14 protein-coding genes and 1 rRNA gene are annotated in these 13,172 nt (G+C 68.9%); 6 read left to right on the top strand and 9 right to left on the bottom strand.

Going from position 1 to position 13,172, the window contains the following annotated elements:
- Nucleotides 1-58: 58 nt before the first annotated feature.
- Together CRP49_RS25375 and CRP49_RS25365 are read right to left on the bottom strand one after the other, a co-directional pair.
- Nucleotides 59-1,584, bottom strand: a 16S ribosomal RNA gene (locus CRP49_RS25375).
- A gap of 551 nt (nucleotides 1,585-2,135) precedes the next feature.
- Nucleotides 2,136-2,786, bottom strand: coding sequence for a DNA-3-methyladenine glycosylase (locus tag CRP49_RS25365; protein ID WP_097255472.1), 651 nt, complete (start codon nucleotides 2,784-2,786; stop codon nucleotides 2,136-2,138).
- 138 nt (nucleotides 2,787-2,924) lie between these two features.
- Between CRP49_RS25365 and CRP49_RS25360 the strand changes: the two genes are divergently transcribed.
- The 3 genes from CRP49_RS25360 to CRP49_RS25350 all read left to right on the top strand — a co-directional run bounded on the left by CRP49_RS25360 (nucleotide 2,925) and on the right by CRP49_RS25350 (nucleotide 4,961).
- Nucleotides 2,925-3,707: a sporulation protein gene (locus CRP49_RS25360; protein WP_097255471.1), complete on the top strand. Its 783-nt coding sequence runs from the start codon at nucleotides 2,925-2,927 to the stop codon at nucleotides 3,705-3,707.
- Between the two features lie 40 nt (nucleotides 3,708-3,747).
- Nucleotides 3,748-4,287 (top strand): YbhB/YbcL family Raf kinase inhibitor-like protein, encoded by a 540-nt coding sequence (locus CRP49_RS25355; RefSeq protein ID WP_097255470.1) that lies wholly within the window; start codon nucleotides 3,748-3,750, stop codon nucleotides 4,285-4,287.
- Nucleotides 4,288-4,454: 167 nt separating this feature from the next.
- The gene (locus CRP49_RS25350) at nucleotides 4,455-4,961 is read left to right on the top strand and encodes an HNH endonuclease (RefSeq protein ID WP_097255469.1); all 507 of its coding nucleotides are present in this window, start codon (nucleotides 4,455-4,457) and stop codon (nucleotides 4,959-4,961) included.
- 60 nt (nucleotides 4,962-5,021) lie between these two features.
- Here the strand turns inward: CRP49_RS25350 and CRP49_RS25345 are convergent, their stop codons facing one another.
- From CRP49_RS25345 to CRP49_RS25335, 3 genes are all read right to left on the bottom strand, one after another.
- Nucleotides 5,022-5,978, bottom strand: coding sequence for an SPFH domain-containing protein (locus CRP49_RS25345; protein ID WP_097255468.1), 957 nt, complete (start codon nucleotides 5,976-5,978; stop codon nucleotides 5,022-5,024).
- 110 nt (nucleotides 5,979-6,088) lie between these two features.
- Nucleotides 6,089-6,520 carry an NfeD family protein gene (locus CRP49_RS25340; RefSeq protein WP_097255467.1) on the bottom strand — a complete coding sequence of 144 codons (432 nt, stop codon included), beginning with the start codon at nucleotides 6,518-6,520 and terminating at the stop codon, nucleotides 6,089-6,091.
- 61 nt (nucleotides 6,521-6,581) lie between these two features.
- Nucleotides 6,582-7,373 carry an ABC transporter ATP-binding protein gene (locus CRP49_RS25335; RefSeq protein WP_094214631.1) on the bottom strand — a complete coding sequence of 264 codons (792 nt, stop codon included), beginning with the start codon at nucleotides 7,371-7,373 and terminating at the stop codon, nucleotides 6,582-6,584.
- Nucleotides 7,374-7,525: 152 nt separating this feature from the next.
- Here CRP49_RS25335 and CRP49_RS25330 point away from each other — a divergent pair, with 152 nt between their 5' ends.
- The gene (locus CRP49_RS25330; RefSeq protein ID WP_097255466.1) at nucleotides 7,526-8,314 is read left to right on the top strand and encodes a hypothetical protein; all 789 of its coding nucleotides are present in this window, start codon (nucleotides 7,526-7,528) and stop codon (nucleotides 8,312-8,314) included.
- Nucleotides 8,315-8,371: 57 nt separating this feature from the next.
- Here CRP49_RS25330 and CRP49_RS25325 read toward each other — a convergent pair whose 3' ends face one another.
- The 4 genes from CRP49_RS25325 to CRP49_RS25310 all read right to left on the bottom strand — a co-directional run bounded on the left by CRP49_RS25325 (nucleotide 8,372) and on the right by CRP49_RS25310 (nucleotide 11,021).
- A complete protein-coding gene (locus CRP49_RS25325) occupies nucleotides 8,372-8,611 on the bottom strand; it encodes a chaplin (RefSeq protein ID WP_097255465.1) in 240 nt (79 codons plus the stop codon).
- A gap of 180 nt (nucleotides 8,612-8,791) precedes the next feature.
- On the bottom strand, nucleotides 8,792-9,037 hold the full coding sequence (locus CRP49_RS25320) for a chaplin (protein WP_097255464.1): 246 nt from the start codon (nucleotides 9,035-9,037) through the stop codon (nucleotides 8,792-8,794).
- Between the two features lie 171 nt (nucleotides 9,038-9,208).
- Nucleotides 9,209-9,850, bottom strand: coding sequence for a response regulator transcription factor (locus tag CRP49_RS25315; RefSeq protein ID WP_097255463.1), 642 nt, complete (start codon nucleotides 9,848-9,850; stop codon nucleotides 9,209-9,211).
- Nucleotides 9,843-11,021: a GAF domain-containing sensor histidine kinase gene (locus tag CRP49_RS25310; RefSeq protein WP_097255462.1), complete on the bottom strand. Its 1,179-nt coding sequence runs from the start codon at nucleotides 11,019-11,021 to the stop codon at nucleotides 9,843-9,845. The genes CRP49_RS25315 and CRP49_RS25310 overlap by 8 nt, the downstream gene beginning before the upstream one ends.
- A gap of 228 nt (nucleotides 11,022-11,249) precedes the next feature.
- Between CRP49_RS25310 and CRP49_RS25305 the strand changes: the two genes are divergently transcribed.
- Together CRP49_RS25305 and CRP49_RS25300 are read left to right on the top strand one after the other, a co-directional pair.
- Nucleotides 11,250-11,948 carry an SDR family oxidoreductase gene (locus tag CRP49_RS25305; RefSeq protein WP_097255461.1) on the top strand — a complete coding sequence of 233 codons (699 nt, stop codon included), beginning with the start codon at nucleotides 11,250-11,252 and terminating at the stop codon, nucleotides 11,946-11,948.
- On the top strand, nucleotides 11,945-13,030 hold the full coding sequence (locus CRP49_RS25300; RefSeq protein ID WP_097255460.1) for an S-adenosylmethionine:tRNA ribosyltransferase-isomerase: 1,086 nt from the start codon (nucleotides 11,945-11,947) through the stop codon (nucleotides 13,028-13,030). The genes CRP49_RS25305 and CRP49_RS25300 overlap by 4 nt, the downstream gene beginning before the upstream one ends.
- Nucleotides 13,031-13,172: the final 142 nt, after the last annotated feature.

Raw genomic sequence — 13,172 nt, 5'->3', positions numbered from 1 at the left:
AGACATTCGCCGATGTACTGGCCTCTGGACCGCTAGGCGGCCTAGAAGTGCTCCTTAGAAAGGAGGTGATCCAGCCGCACCTTCCGGTACGGCTACCTTGTTACGACTTCGTCCCAATCGCTAGTCCCACCTTCGACAGCTCCCTCCCACAAGGGGTTGGGCCACCGGCTTCGGGTGTTACCAACTTTCGTGACGTGACGGGCGGTGTGTACAAGGCCCGGGAACGTATTCACCGCAGCAATGCTGATCTGCGATTACTAGCGACTCCGACTTCATGGGGTCGAGTTGCAGACCCCAATCCGAACTGAGACCGGCTTTTTGAGATTCGCTCCACCTCACGGTATCGCAGCTCTTTGTACCGGCCATTGTAGCACGTGTGCAGCCCAAGACATAAGGGGCATGATGACTTGACGTCGTCCCCACCTTCCTCCGAGTTGACCCCGGCGGTCTCCTGTGAGTCCCCATCACCCCGAAGGGCATGCTGGCAACACAGAACAAGGGTTGCGCTCGTTGCGGGACTTAACCCAACATCTCACGACACGAGCTGACGACAGCCATGCACCACCTGTACACCGACCACAAGGGGGGCACTATCTCTAATGCTTTCCGGTGTATGTCAAGCCTTGGTAAGGTTCTTCGCGTTGCGTCGAATTAAGCCACATGCTCCGCCGCTTGTGCGGGCCCCCGTCAATTCCTTTGAGTTTTAGCCTTGCGGCCGTACTCCCCAGGCGGGGAACTTAATGCGTTAGCTGCGGCACCGACGACGTGGAATGTCGCCAACACCTAGTTCCCACCGTTTACGGCGTGGACTACCAGGGTATCTAATCCTGTTCGCTCCCCACGCTTTCGCTCCTCAGCGTCAGTAATGGCCCAGAGATCCGCCTTCGCCACCGGTGTTCCTCCTGATATCTGCGCATTTCACCGCTACACCAGGAATTCCGATCTCCCCTACCACACTCTAGCTAGCCCGTATCGACTGCAGACCCGAGGTTAAGCCTCGGGCTTTCACAATCGACGTGACAAGCCGCCTACGAGCTCTTTACGCCCAATAATTCCGGACAACGCTTGCGCCCTACGTATTACCGCGGCTGCTGGCACGTAGTTAGCCGGCGCTTCTTCTGCAGGTACCGTCACTTTCGCTTCTTCCCTGCTGAAAGAGGTTTACAACCCGAAGGCCGTCATCCCTCACGCGGCGTCGCTGCATCAGGCTTTCGCCCATTGTGCAATATTCCCCACTGCTGCCTCCCGTAGGAGTCTGGGCCGTGTCTCAGTCCCAGTGTGGCCGGTCGCCCTCTCAGGCCGGCTACCCGTCGTCGCCTTGGTGAGCCATTACCTCACCAACAAGCTGATAGGCCGCGGGCTCATCCTTCACCGCCGGAGCTTTCCAACCCCCAAGATGCCTTGGAGGCTCGTATCCGGTATTAGACCCCGTTTCCAGGGCTTGTCCCAGAGTGAAGGGCAGATTGCCCACGTGTTACTCACCCGTTCGCCACTAATCCACCCCGAAGGGCTTCATCGTTCGACTTGCATGTGTTAAGCACGCCGCCAGCGTTCGTCCTGAGCCAGGATCAAACTCTCCGTGAATGTTTACCGGTAATCCGGTGCACACATCACGAGAGCGGTCCAAGAGGAGGAATGATCCTCTCGGACACAGCGTCCTCGCTGTGTTATTTCAAAGGAACCTCGTCCCAGCCGTGATGGCCGGAGACGGGGTATCAACATATCTGGCGTTGATTTTTGGCACGCTGTTGAGTTCTCAAGGAACGGTCGCTTCCTTTGTACTCACCCTCTCGGGCTTTCCTCCGGGCGCTTCCCTTCGGTCTTGCGTTTCCGACTCTATCAGATCCTTTCGGATCCGATTTCCGGTCGGCGCCACCCCGCGTTAGCGAGATATTGGCACAGTGTCTCGGGCTTTTGGGCTTTCGCCTGTCGGCCTTTCGACATTCACTACGTTAGCCGATTCCCTCGGCAACTCATAATCGAGTCTCTCGGGTTCGAATTCGGGCACGCGGGCGCGCCAGAATCGACCCCGTTGAGGGGTTGTAGCTAGGTAGTGGGTTGGCCGCTCCGGCTGCAGGCGATTGCCGTACCCGGTTCAGCGGCTCGGGCTACATTACGCACCTTGCAAGGGCGCGTCAACTTGAGCGACGCCTCGGCGCATGGGCTCGATAGGGGCTCACCGTCGGGTCGTTGGCCACCCAGAACCGCCAGGGATGGACGTCGCCGTTGCCGCCTTCGCCGGCGACTCCGGTGCGCGGACCGCTGCGTACCTGGTCAGGGGCGACAGGAGTGCCGGTCAGCATCCTCAGTGGTGTCTCACCGGCTGCGCACGCGTCCGTGCCGTCCAAGGCGCGGTCGACCTCCAGGGCTGTGGCCAGGCGAGCCGGACCCTTGGCCAGTTCCTTGTCATTTCGGGCCGAAAGTCGACGTTTGCGAGCCAGCTCGGTGCCCTCGATGACCTCACCGGCCCGGAGCAGTACGGCGCTCGCCGTGCCCTCGGGTCCGCAGACCAGGTTCATGCAGTGCCACATGCCGTAGGTGAAGTAGACGTACACATGTCCGGGCGGACCGAACATCACTTCATTGCGGGCGGTGCGGCCACGGTAGGCGTGCGAGCCGGGGTCGTTCGGGCCGTCGTACGCCTCCACCTCCGTGAGGCGCACGGCGATCGGGCCGTCGGGGGTCGTACGGACCAGGATGCGGCCGAGGAGGTCGGTGGCGACGTCCAGGACGGGGCGGTCGAAGAACTCTCGGGGCAGTGACGTACGGTCCGGGGGCGCGATCATGCCGTCCGAGCGTAGTCCAGCGGGTTCCGGGCCAAGGGGTGGTCAAGGATCGCTCCCCTTGCCAGGGTGTGGCGTCGGAACCGGTCGTGACCGGATCGCGTTTGTACGGGTCGAGGGTCCATTCGTAAAGGGAGAGTCATGGCGTTCAAGAAGCTGCTCGCGAGCCTCGGGGCCGGCGGCGCCTCGGTCGAGACGGTGCTGACCGAGGTCAATGCCGTACCGGGAGGCGTGGTCCAGGGCGAGGTGCGGATCCAGGGCGGGTCCGTGAACCAGGACATCGAGGGTCTGTCCGTCGGCCTGCAGGCGCGCGTCGAGGTCGAGAGCGGCGACCAGGAGTACAAGCAGGACATCGAGTTCACCAAGGTGCGGCTCGGTGGTGCCTTCGAGCTGCAGGCGGGGGCCGTGCACGCGGTGCCGTTCGGTCTCGAGATCCCGTGGGAGACGCCGGTCACGATGATCGACGGGCAGTCGCTGCGCGGGATGCACATCGGGGTGACCACCGAGCTGGCGATCGCCCGTGCCGTGGACTCCTCCGACCTGGACCCGATCAACGTGCACCCGCTGCCGGCGCAGAAGGCGATCCTGGACGCCTTCATCCAGCTGGGCTTCCGCTTCAAGAACGCGGACATGGAGCGCGGCCACATCCGGGGTACGCGGCAGCGGCTGCCGTTCTACCAGGAGATCGAGTTCTACCCGCCGTCGCAGTACCGGGGCCTGAACCAGGTCGAGCTGAGCTTCGTGGCCGACGAGCACGCCATGGACGTCATCCTGGAGATGGACAAGAAGCCGGGTCTGTTCAGCGAGGGCTCGGACACCTACCGCTCCTTCCAGGTGGGTCTGAACGACTTCCACGGGACCGACTGGGCGGCTTACCTCAACCAGTGGCTGTCCGAGGTCGGCAGCAAGCGCAACTGGTTCTAGGCTCTGACCTACTGAACGAGAACGATCAGGAGGTACCGAGGTGACCGAGCTCAAGCGGCGGCCGCTCCCCCACGACTTCCATCCGCCCGTGCCGTCGTTCACGGTGACGAGTGAGGACATCGAGGAGGGCGCGACGCTGGGGAGCGCCCAGGTCTACGCCGAGGGGAACATCTCTCCGCAGCTGCGGTGGGAGGGCTTCCCCGCGGAGACCAAAAGCTTCGCCGTGACCTGCTACGACCCCGACGCGCCGACCGGCAGCGGGTTCTGGCACTGGGTCCTGTTCGACATCCCCGCCTCCGTGACGGAGCTGCCGGCGGGTGCGGGCAGCGGCAAGTTCGAGGGCCTGCCCGACGGTGCGGTGCACGTGCGCAACGACTACGGGTCGAAGGACTTCGGCGGTGCCGCTCCGCCGCCCGGGGACGGCCCGCACCGGTACGTCTTCACGGTGTACGCGGTGGACCAGGAGAAGCTCGGCCCGAACGCGGACGTCTCTCCGGCGGTCGTCGGCTTCAATCTGCGGTTCCACGCGCTCGCGCGTGCCCACCTCATCGGTGAGTACGAGAACCCCGCGAAGGGCTGACGCAGCGCGCTGATTCAGCCAAGCGTTCATGGAACGTTTGCCCGCCTCCGGTCTTGGAAGTGATCGGAGGCGGGCATTTTTTATTGCGTTGTCCATCTCGGCGCGCCCGTCCAGAGTTGATCCAAGCCCGCCGGGGGGTGGGCAGGTGCACACGGGAGGTGGGCTGGATGCGTGACACGTTGGTCCTGAACGCGAGCTTCGAGCCGCTGTCGACAGTGACTCTGAACCGAGCGGTCGTACTGGTCCTGCAGGACAAGGCCGTCGTCGAGCAGGCCCATCCCGAACTGCGCATGCGCGGTGCCGATCTGGACATACCCGCGCCCCGGGTGATCAGGCTGTGCAGGTACGTACGGGTGCCGTTCCGAAGACAAGCGCCCTGGTCGCGGCGGGGGGTGCTGGTCCGGGACCGGCACCGGTGCGCGTACTGCGGGCGCAGGGCTGCGACCGTGGACCATGTGCTGCCGCGGTCGCAGGGTGGGCAGGACACGTGGCTGAATACGGTCGCCGCGTGTGCGGAGGACAATCACCGCAAGGCGAACCGGACTCCGGAGGAGGCGGGGATGGCGCTGTTGCGGCAGCCGTTCGAGCCGACGCCGGCGGACGCGATGCTGTTGGCGCTGGGGCGGGACGACCTCGACGCGTTGCCGGAGTGGCTGGCGCAGCCCGCGGCGTAGCCGGTAGGTGAAGTGGGGCCCGCCTTCTACGGAAGGCGGGCCCCACTTCACCTGCGGAGGTCAGTCGATGGACGGCTTCTCCCGGCGTTCGTTGCCGTTGTTCTGGGGCGGGACGGTGTTGCCGCCGCCCTGACCGCCGCCCAGCGGGCCGAAGTTGCCCATCGCTCCGGAGAGGCCCTTGAGGGCGTCGCCGATTTCGCTGGGGACGATCCAGAGCTTGTTGGCGTCGCCTTCGGCGATCTTCGGGAGCATCTGCAGGTACTGGTAGCTCAGGAGCTTCTGGTCCGGGTCGCCGGCGTGGATCGCCTCGAAGACCGTACGGACGGCCTGGGCCTCGCCCTCGGCGCGCAGGGCGGCGGCCTTGGCCTCACCCTCGGCGCGCAGGATCTGGGACTGCTTCTCACCCTCGGCGGTGAGGATGGCCGCCTGGCGCGTACCTTCCGCGGTGAGGATCGCCGCGCGCTTGTCACGGTCGGCGCGCATCTGCTTCTCCATCGAGTCCTGGATGGAGGTGGGCGGCTCGATGGCCTTCAGCTCGACGCGGTTGACGCGGATGCCCCACTTGCCGGTGGCCTCGTCGAGGACGCCGCGCAGGGCCGCGTTGATCTCCTCGCGGGAGGTCAGGGTGCGTTCGAGGTCCATGCCGCCGATGATGTTGCGGAGCGTGGTGACGGTCAGCTGCTCGATGGCCTGGATGTAGCTGGCGACCTCGTAGGTGGCCGCCCGGGCGTCCGTGACCTGGTAGTAGATGACCGTGTCGATGTTCACGACCAGGTTGTCCTGGGTGATCACCGGCTGGGGCGGGAACGGTACGACCTGTTCGCGCAGGTCGATGCGGTTGCGGATGGTGTCGATGAACGGGACCACGATGTTGAGGCCCGCGTTGAGTGTCCGCGTGTAGCGGCCGAAGCGCTCGACGATGGCGGCGCTGGCCTGTGGGATGACCTGGATGGTCTTGATCAGGGCGATGAAGACCAACACCACCAGAATGATCAGGACGATGATGACCGGTTCCATCGTGTTCCCCGAACCCCTCTCCGCCTCGGCACCTCGGCAGATCTTATGGTTGTTGAAGATCTTGCTGGTCGAGTCTGACAGACCGTCGCCCAACTCGTGGGCCGGATGGCTCAGATGACGATCGCGGTGGCTCCTTCGATGTCGACGACATCCACCTCCTGGCCCACTTCGTAGGCGCGGCCGGTGTCGAGGGCGCGGGCCGACCAGATCTCTCCGGCGAGCTTGATCCGGCCGCCGGAGCCGTCGACGCGCTCCAGGACGACTGCCTGCTTGCCCTTCAAGGCGTCGACGCCGGTGGCGAGTTGGGGCCCTTGTCTGCCGTGCCGGGTCGCGATGGGACGGACGACGGCGATGAGGGCGACCGAGACGACGACGAAGGTGAGCACCTGGATCACGGCGTCGAAGCCCAGTCCGGCGACGACCGCGGCGGCGACGGCTCCCACCGCGAGCATGCCGAACTCCGGCATCGCGGTGACCACGAGCGGGATTCCGAGCGCCGCCGCGCCGACGAGCCACCACACCCATGCGGAGATGTCGTTCACAGGGTCATGGTAGGACCGCGGTCGGGCGGCGGACAGGGCGCGAACGGGGAGTGGCGCTGCGTCAGGACAGGGGCAGGCCCTGGGCGGTCCAGCGGTCGCCGACCTGCTCGACGACGAGCGGCAGGCCGAAGCAGAGAGAGAGGTTGCGGGAGGAGAGTTCCAGTTCGATCGGGCCTGCGGCGAGGACCTTGCCCTGGCGGATCATGAGGACGTGGGTGAAGCCGGGGGCGATCTCCTCGACGTGGTGGGTGACCATGATCATCGAGGGGGCGATGGGGTCGCGGGCGAGCCGGCCGAGGCGGCGGACCAGGTCCTCGCGGCCGCCGAGGTCGAGGCCGGCGGCGGGCTCGTCGAGCAGGAGCAGCTCGGGGTCGGTCATCAGGGCGCGGGCGATCAGGGTGCGCTTGCGCTCGCCCTCGGAGAGGGTGCCGAAGCGGCGCTCGACGTAGTCGCTCATGCCGAGGCGGTCGAGGAAGGCGCGGGCGCGCTGCTCGTCGACCTCGTCGTACTCCTCCTGCCAGTGGGCCGTCATGCCATACGCGGCCGTCAGCACGGTCTCGAGGACGGTCTGGCGCTTGGGGAGCTTGTCGGCCATGGCGATGCCTGCCACGCCGATGCGCGGGCGCAGGTCGAAGACGTCGACCTTGCCGAGGGTGTCGCCGAGGATGGTGGCGGTGCCCTTGCTGGGGAAGAGGTAGCTCGAGGCGACGTTCAGGAGGGTGGTCTTGCCGGCGCCGTTGGGGCCGAGGATGACCCAGCGCTCGCCCTCCTTGACCGACCAGGAGACCTGGTCCACCAGAGCCCGGCCCTCACGGACCACGGATACGTCCTGAAGCTCCAGAACATCGCTCATGAGCGCGTTGTCTCCCCTTGCAGTGTGCCGGTCTCGGCTGTCGCGTACGCCTGTGGGCTCGGTCCGCCGCGCCGGTGGGCGCAGCCCCCTCATGAAATCTACGCCACGAGTGCGCCGCTCCATTCCATCGGTCCGGTCCTTAGGGTGGGGGCATGCTCTCGGAACCGCGTTCAGGACGCCTTGCCGCTTGGGGAAATGCCCTTTTGGCCGGACTAGTCTCTCCCGATGACGCCGTACTCGCCATCGTGGGCGAGGACGCGGTGCACCGGGTCGAGGGGCTGCCGGGTGAGTCGGCGCAGGTCGGGCTCACGCTCGCGCTCGGGCGGCTGCGGGCGCTGGGGGTGACCGGCCTGCGGGTCGCGCTGCCCGCGCCCGGCCATCCGCTGGGGCTGAGCGGGCCGCCGGAGTTCAATGCGCGGGCGCTGGAGGCCGAGGAGGCGGTGGTCTGCTTCGGTGCCGCGTTCGGGCTGGTTCCGGAGGTGTACGCGGCCGGCCCCGAGGGTGATGTGCATGTCGAGGTGGTCTGGCATGTGCTGCCGGTGCGGGAGGCGCCGCCCGCCGATGTGCCGTCGCTGGGCGAGGCGGAGCGGGAGCTGGCGGAGGCCCTGCGGGACGCGACCGAGGTGCTGTCGAAGCTGGATGTCGCCGGGTCGGGTCCGGTGGCCGAGGCGGCGATCGACGCGTACCGGGCGCGGGCCGAGCGGGGGCGGGAGGTGCTGGCGCCGGGGTATCCGCCGCGTGCGGTGCGGGTGTTGGAGCTGGCCCAGCGGGTGGGGCTGCTGGTGTCCCTGGCCTACGGCAACGGGCACGGGGGTGCGGTCAGCTCCGCCGAGATGGGGGCGCGGTCCGCGGCGCTGCGGCCGGTCGAGCGGACGGCCCGGCGGGCGCAGGTGGCGGCGTACAACTCCATCGTGGAGGAGCGGGAGCGGGGGGTTCGCTGAGCCGGCAGAGGCTCCCCGAGTCGGTCGCCCGAGGAGCCCGCGCGGCCGCCTGGAGCCTCAGTCGTTGACCGTCGCGTTGCCGAAGGCCGGGTTCAGGAGGCCGATCACGTTGGCGGTCACGCCGGTGACGTTGACCGGGACGTGGACCGGGACCTGGGCGACGTTGCCCGAGCCGACACCCGCGGACGTCGTGGCCGCGCCGCTCGCGGTCGAGTCGGCGATGGCGGCTCCGGCGGAGGCGCCGGCGGCGATGCCGGCGACGGTCAGGGCGAGGGCGGCCTTCTTGGCGATGTTCATGGGACGGGTTCCTCCTGCGTGTGCGTGTCCGACCCGGCCGTGGGTCGTGCGCTGATCAACGCCGGAGTCTTCGCCGGGGTGCGGGAGCCGCTCGTCGAGCCCCCGTTCGGGCCACTCGGATGACAACCGGACAGGCCTCCCGGTGGGCCCGGGAGGCCTGAGATCGTGGTCGGCCCTGGCTCAGCCGTTCAGGCCGAGGTTGCCGAAGGCCGGGTTCAGCACGCCGATGACGTTCACGCTGTTGCCGGACACGTTGACCGGGACGTGCACCGGGGCCTGGACGACGTTGCCCGAGCCGACACCCGGAGAGCCGTGGGCCGCGCCGCCGGCCCAGGCGCCGTCCGTGGCGGAGGCCATCCCCGCACCGGCGGCCATCAGGCCACCGGCCACCATCGTCACGGCCGCTGCCTTCTTCAGGTTCTTCACTGTCTAAGCCCTCCTTGGCGTTCGCCGCGGCGGTTGACCGCAGCACGCACTGGAGAACGGCGGAGATCGCCGGAGGATGCGCCATCCGGGTGACATTCCCACGACGGTATGAATCTCAGTCCGGAACGGAACCTTCCGAGTTGCCGTCCGTGAGGTGTTGGGGAGGACGTTTCAGCCGGTCACGCCATGGCGTACGGCCCACAGGGCGGCCTGGGTGCGGTCGGCGAGGTCCAGTTTCATGAGGATGTTGGAGACGTGCGTCTTGACGGTCTTCTCGGACAGCACGAGGGCGCGGGCGATCTCCCGGTTGGAGCGGCCGTCGGCGATCAGGCCGAGTACCTCGCGCTCCCGTTCGGTGAGCGAACCCCCTCTTCCCTGACCCGAGTTGGCCTCCTCCTGGGAGAGCAGGGCGCCGGCCACCTCGGGCTGGAGCAGGATGTGCCCGGCGTGCACCGAGCGGATGGCGCCGGCCAGCGCGTCGGGGTCCACGTCCTTGTAGACGTACCCGGCGGCGCCCGCGCGCAGGGCCGGGATGACCGTGCGCTGCTCGGTGAAGCTGGTGACGATCAGCACGCGCGCGGGGTTGTCCAGTTCACGGAGCCTGCGCAGGGCGTCGATACCGTCCATGCCCGGCATCTTGACGTCCATGAGGACGACGTCGGGCCGCAGCTCCTCGGCACGGGCGACCCCCTCGGCACCGTCGGCGGCCTCCCCGACGACCTCGATGTCGTCCTGCACCTCCAGGAAGGTGCGCAGGCCCCGGCGGACGACCTGGTGGTCGTCGACGAGCAGCACCTTGATTGCGTCAGCCACCGGGGACCTCCATCTCGATCGTGGTGCCCTTGCCGGGCGCCGATTCCACGGTCAGCGAGCCGCCGACACCGCTCGCCCGGTCCCGTATCGAGACCAGGCCCAGGTGGCGTCCGGCGCGGCGGACCGACCGCGGGTCGAAGCCGCTGCCGTCGTCGCTGACGCGCAGGACGGCTCCGCTGCCGCGCCGGTCCACGGTCACGTCGACGTGCTCGGCGCCGGAGTGGCGCAGGGCGTTGTGCAGGGCCTCCTGGGCGACCCTGAGCAGGGCCTCCTCCTGGGCGGCGGGCAGGGCGCGGAAGCCGTTGGTGGTGAAGGTGACGCGCGCGGTGTGGGCGCGGTCGAGGACCTGTATCTGGGTGCGCAGGGTGGCGATCAGGCCGTCCTCGTCCAGGGCGGCGGGGCGCAACTCCACCACGGCGGCGCGCAGTTCGTCGGCCGCCTCGGCGGCGAGCGCGGCGACCTGGTGCAGCTCGCCCTTGGCACGGGCGGGGTCGCGGTCGATCAGCGCGGCCGCGGCCTGGGCGGTCAGGCGCAGGGAGAAGAGCTTCTGGCTGACCGCGTCGTGCAGTTCGTGGGCGAGGCGGGAGCGCTCCTCGGCGATGGTCAGCTCGCGGCTGCGCTCGTAGAGGCGGGCGTTGGTGAGAGCGATGGCGGCGTGCTGGGCGAGGATCGAGAGCAGTTCCTCGTCCTCCTCGTTGAAGCCGCAACCGCCATCCGGCTTCGGGCTCGGGGCGTGTGGGGGGTGTCCCCCCGCAGAACGCAGCTTGTTCGCCAGGAACAGGGCGCCGATGACCTCGTCGCCGTCGCGGATCGGCAGGCCCAGGAAGTCGGACATCTCCGGGTGGGCGGACGGCCAGCCCTCGAAGCGCGGGTCCTTGCGCACGTCGGCGAGGCGCTCGGGCCGGGCCTCCTGGAGCATCGCGGCGAGGATGCCGTGCTGGCGGGGCAGCGGGCCGATGGCCTTCCACTGGGCGTCGCTGACGCCGTCGACGACGAACTGGGCGAAGCCGCCGTGGTCGTCGGGGACGCCGAGGGCGGCGTACTGCGCGTCGAGCAGCTCGCGGGCGGAGGCGACGATCGTCTTGAGGACGTCGCGCACCTCGAGATGCCTGCTCATGGCCAGCAGCGCGGAGCTGACCGCTGCGAGGCCGGACCGGGGGCCTTGACTCATGTCCTCACGGTACCGGCGGGGTGTGACAGTGCGGATCGGACCTGTGACCGCCGGGTCCGGTCCGCTGGACCTAGGGCCGGCGAGGTAGGGCTCCGGCCCCGGGACGTGCGGCTTACGTCGAAGGACCCCGCCGTATTGCGGCCCGCGTCCGAGGCGCCGCGGGGGGTGCCGTTCCTAGGTTGTGGTCACCGCTCCGACGGGGCGGCAAGCGACGAGGGGACGGTTGTCATGCCGGTAGCGATCATCACGGGGGCCTCCAAGGGGCTGGGGCGGGCGCTCGCCGAGGCGCTGGCCGCGCGGGGCTGGGACCTGGTGCTCGACGCCCGCGGCGCGGGCCCCCTGGAGGAGGCCGCGCAGGCTCTCGCCGGGCACGGTACGCGGGTGGAGGCGCTGCCCGGGGACGTCACGGACGCCGGGCACCGGGCCGAGCTGGTGGCCGCCGCGCGGAAGCTGGGCGGTGTCGACCTGGTGGTGAACAACGCGGGGATCCTGGGCGCCGAGCCCCTGGTCCCGCTGGGCAGCCAACCGCTGGACGGCTTCCGGGCGGCGCTGGAGACCAATGTGGTGGCTCCTCTGGCGCTGCTCCAGGAGACGCTGCCGCTGCTGCGCGAGGCCCCTGCGGGAGCGGTGGTCAACGTGAGTTCCGACGCGGCGGTGGAGGCCTACGGGACCTGGGGCGCGTACGGGGCGACGAAGGCGGCTGTGGACCAGTTGTCCGCCGTGCTCGCGGTGGAGGAGCCGGGGCTGCGGGTCTGGTGGGTCGATCCGGGCGGCATGCGGACGGACATGCTGGCCACCGCCGAGCCCGACGAGGACCTGTCGGGCACGCCGGCACCCGAGGAGATCGTTCCTGCTTTCCTGCGGCTGCTGGACAGGCGCCCGGCGAGCAGCCGGTACACCGCGGCCGCGCTGCTGGAGGCGCTGTGAGCGTCAGGGTGCGGGTTCCGGAGGGCCTGTCCGCGCGCGTGCCGGCCGAGCAGCGGGGTCCCGGTCTCGACCGGGACGACGTACGGCTGCTGGTGTCGCGCGGCACCGAGGTGACGCACCACGTGTTCGCCGAGCTGCCGCGGCTGCTGCGGGCGGGGGACCTGCTGGTGGTGAACACCTCGCCCACGCTGGCGGCCGCGGTGGACGGGCGGACCGGGCACGCGCGCGTGGTGGTGCACTTCTCGACGCGCGGGGACGACGGGCGGTGGGCGGTCGAGCTGCGGGAACCGGACGGGAGGGGTACCACACGCGCGCGTGCGGGCACGCCTGCGGGGACAGAGGTGGGGCTGCCTGGCGGGGCTCGGCTGGTCCTGGAGGAGCCGCTGAGCGGGCGTGGTGAGCGGCTCTGGTGGGCGCGGGTGTCCGGGGCGGAGGTCCTTCGGGTGCTGCGGGAGCACGGGCGGCCCATCCGTTACTCCTACACGGAGCGGGACCAGCCGCTGTCCGTCTATCAGACGGTGTTCGCGCTGCCTTCGCCGGACGGGGCGGGCAGCGCGGAGATGCCGAGTGCGGCGCGGCCCTTCACCGCGCGGCTGGTGGCGGAGCTGGTGAGCCGTGGGGTGCAGTTCGCGCCGATCACTCTGCACACGGGGGTGGCGTCGGCGGAGGCGCACGAGCCGCCGTATCCGGAGCGGTTCGCGGTGCCGGCGGCGTCGGCTCGGCTGATCAACGCGGCGAAGCCGGGGGCCGGGCGGGTGATCGCCGTCGGGACGACGGCGGTGCGGGCCGTGGAGTCGGCGACCGGGCCGGACGGGGTGGTGCGGGCGGCCGAGGGGTGGACCGACCTGGTGGTCACGCCCGAGCGCGGGGTGCGCGTGGTCGACGGGCTGCTGACCGGGCTGCACGAGCCGGAGGCCTCGCATCTGCTGATGCTGGAGGCGGTCGCGGGGCGGGCCGCGGTCGACCGCGCGTACGAGGAGGCGCTGCGCGGGCTCTATCTGTGGCACGAGTTCGGCGACGTCCACCTCATCCTCCCGGAGGAGACGCCTCACTCAGAGCGTTGCGACGGCAACTCTTGGTGAGACAGTCCCGCCTCCGATGTGAGCCCGCACATAGGGCCCACATCACGTACGAAGGGACATAGGAGATATTGCCTCCCGGCACGAACGGGGCAGACGTTCCAGTCTGTCCCGTTTTGCCCTTGCCCGGTCCACTATCGGGGAT

This window comes from Streptomyces sp. Ag109_G2-15 (assembly GCF_900215565.1).
In the GTDB taxonomy this organism is placed as follows: Bacteria; Actinomycetota; Actinomycetes; order Streptomycetales; family Streptomycetaceae; genus Streptomyces; species Streptomyces diastatochromogenes.
This window is presented reverse-complemented; position numbering and strand designations above follow the sequence as displayed.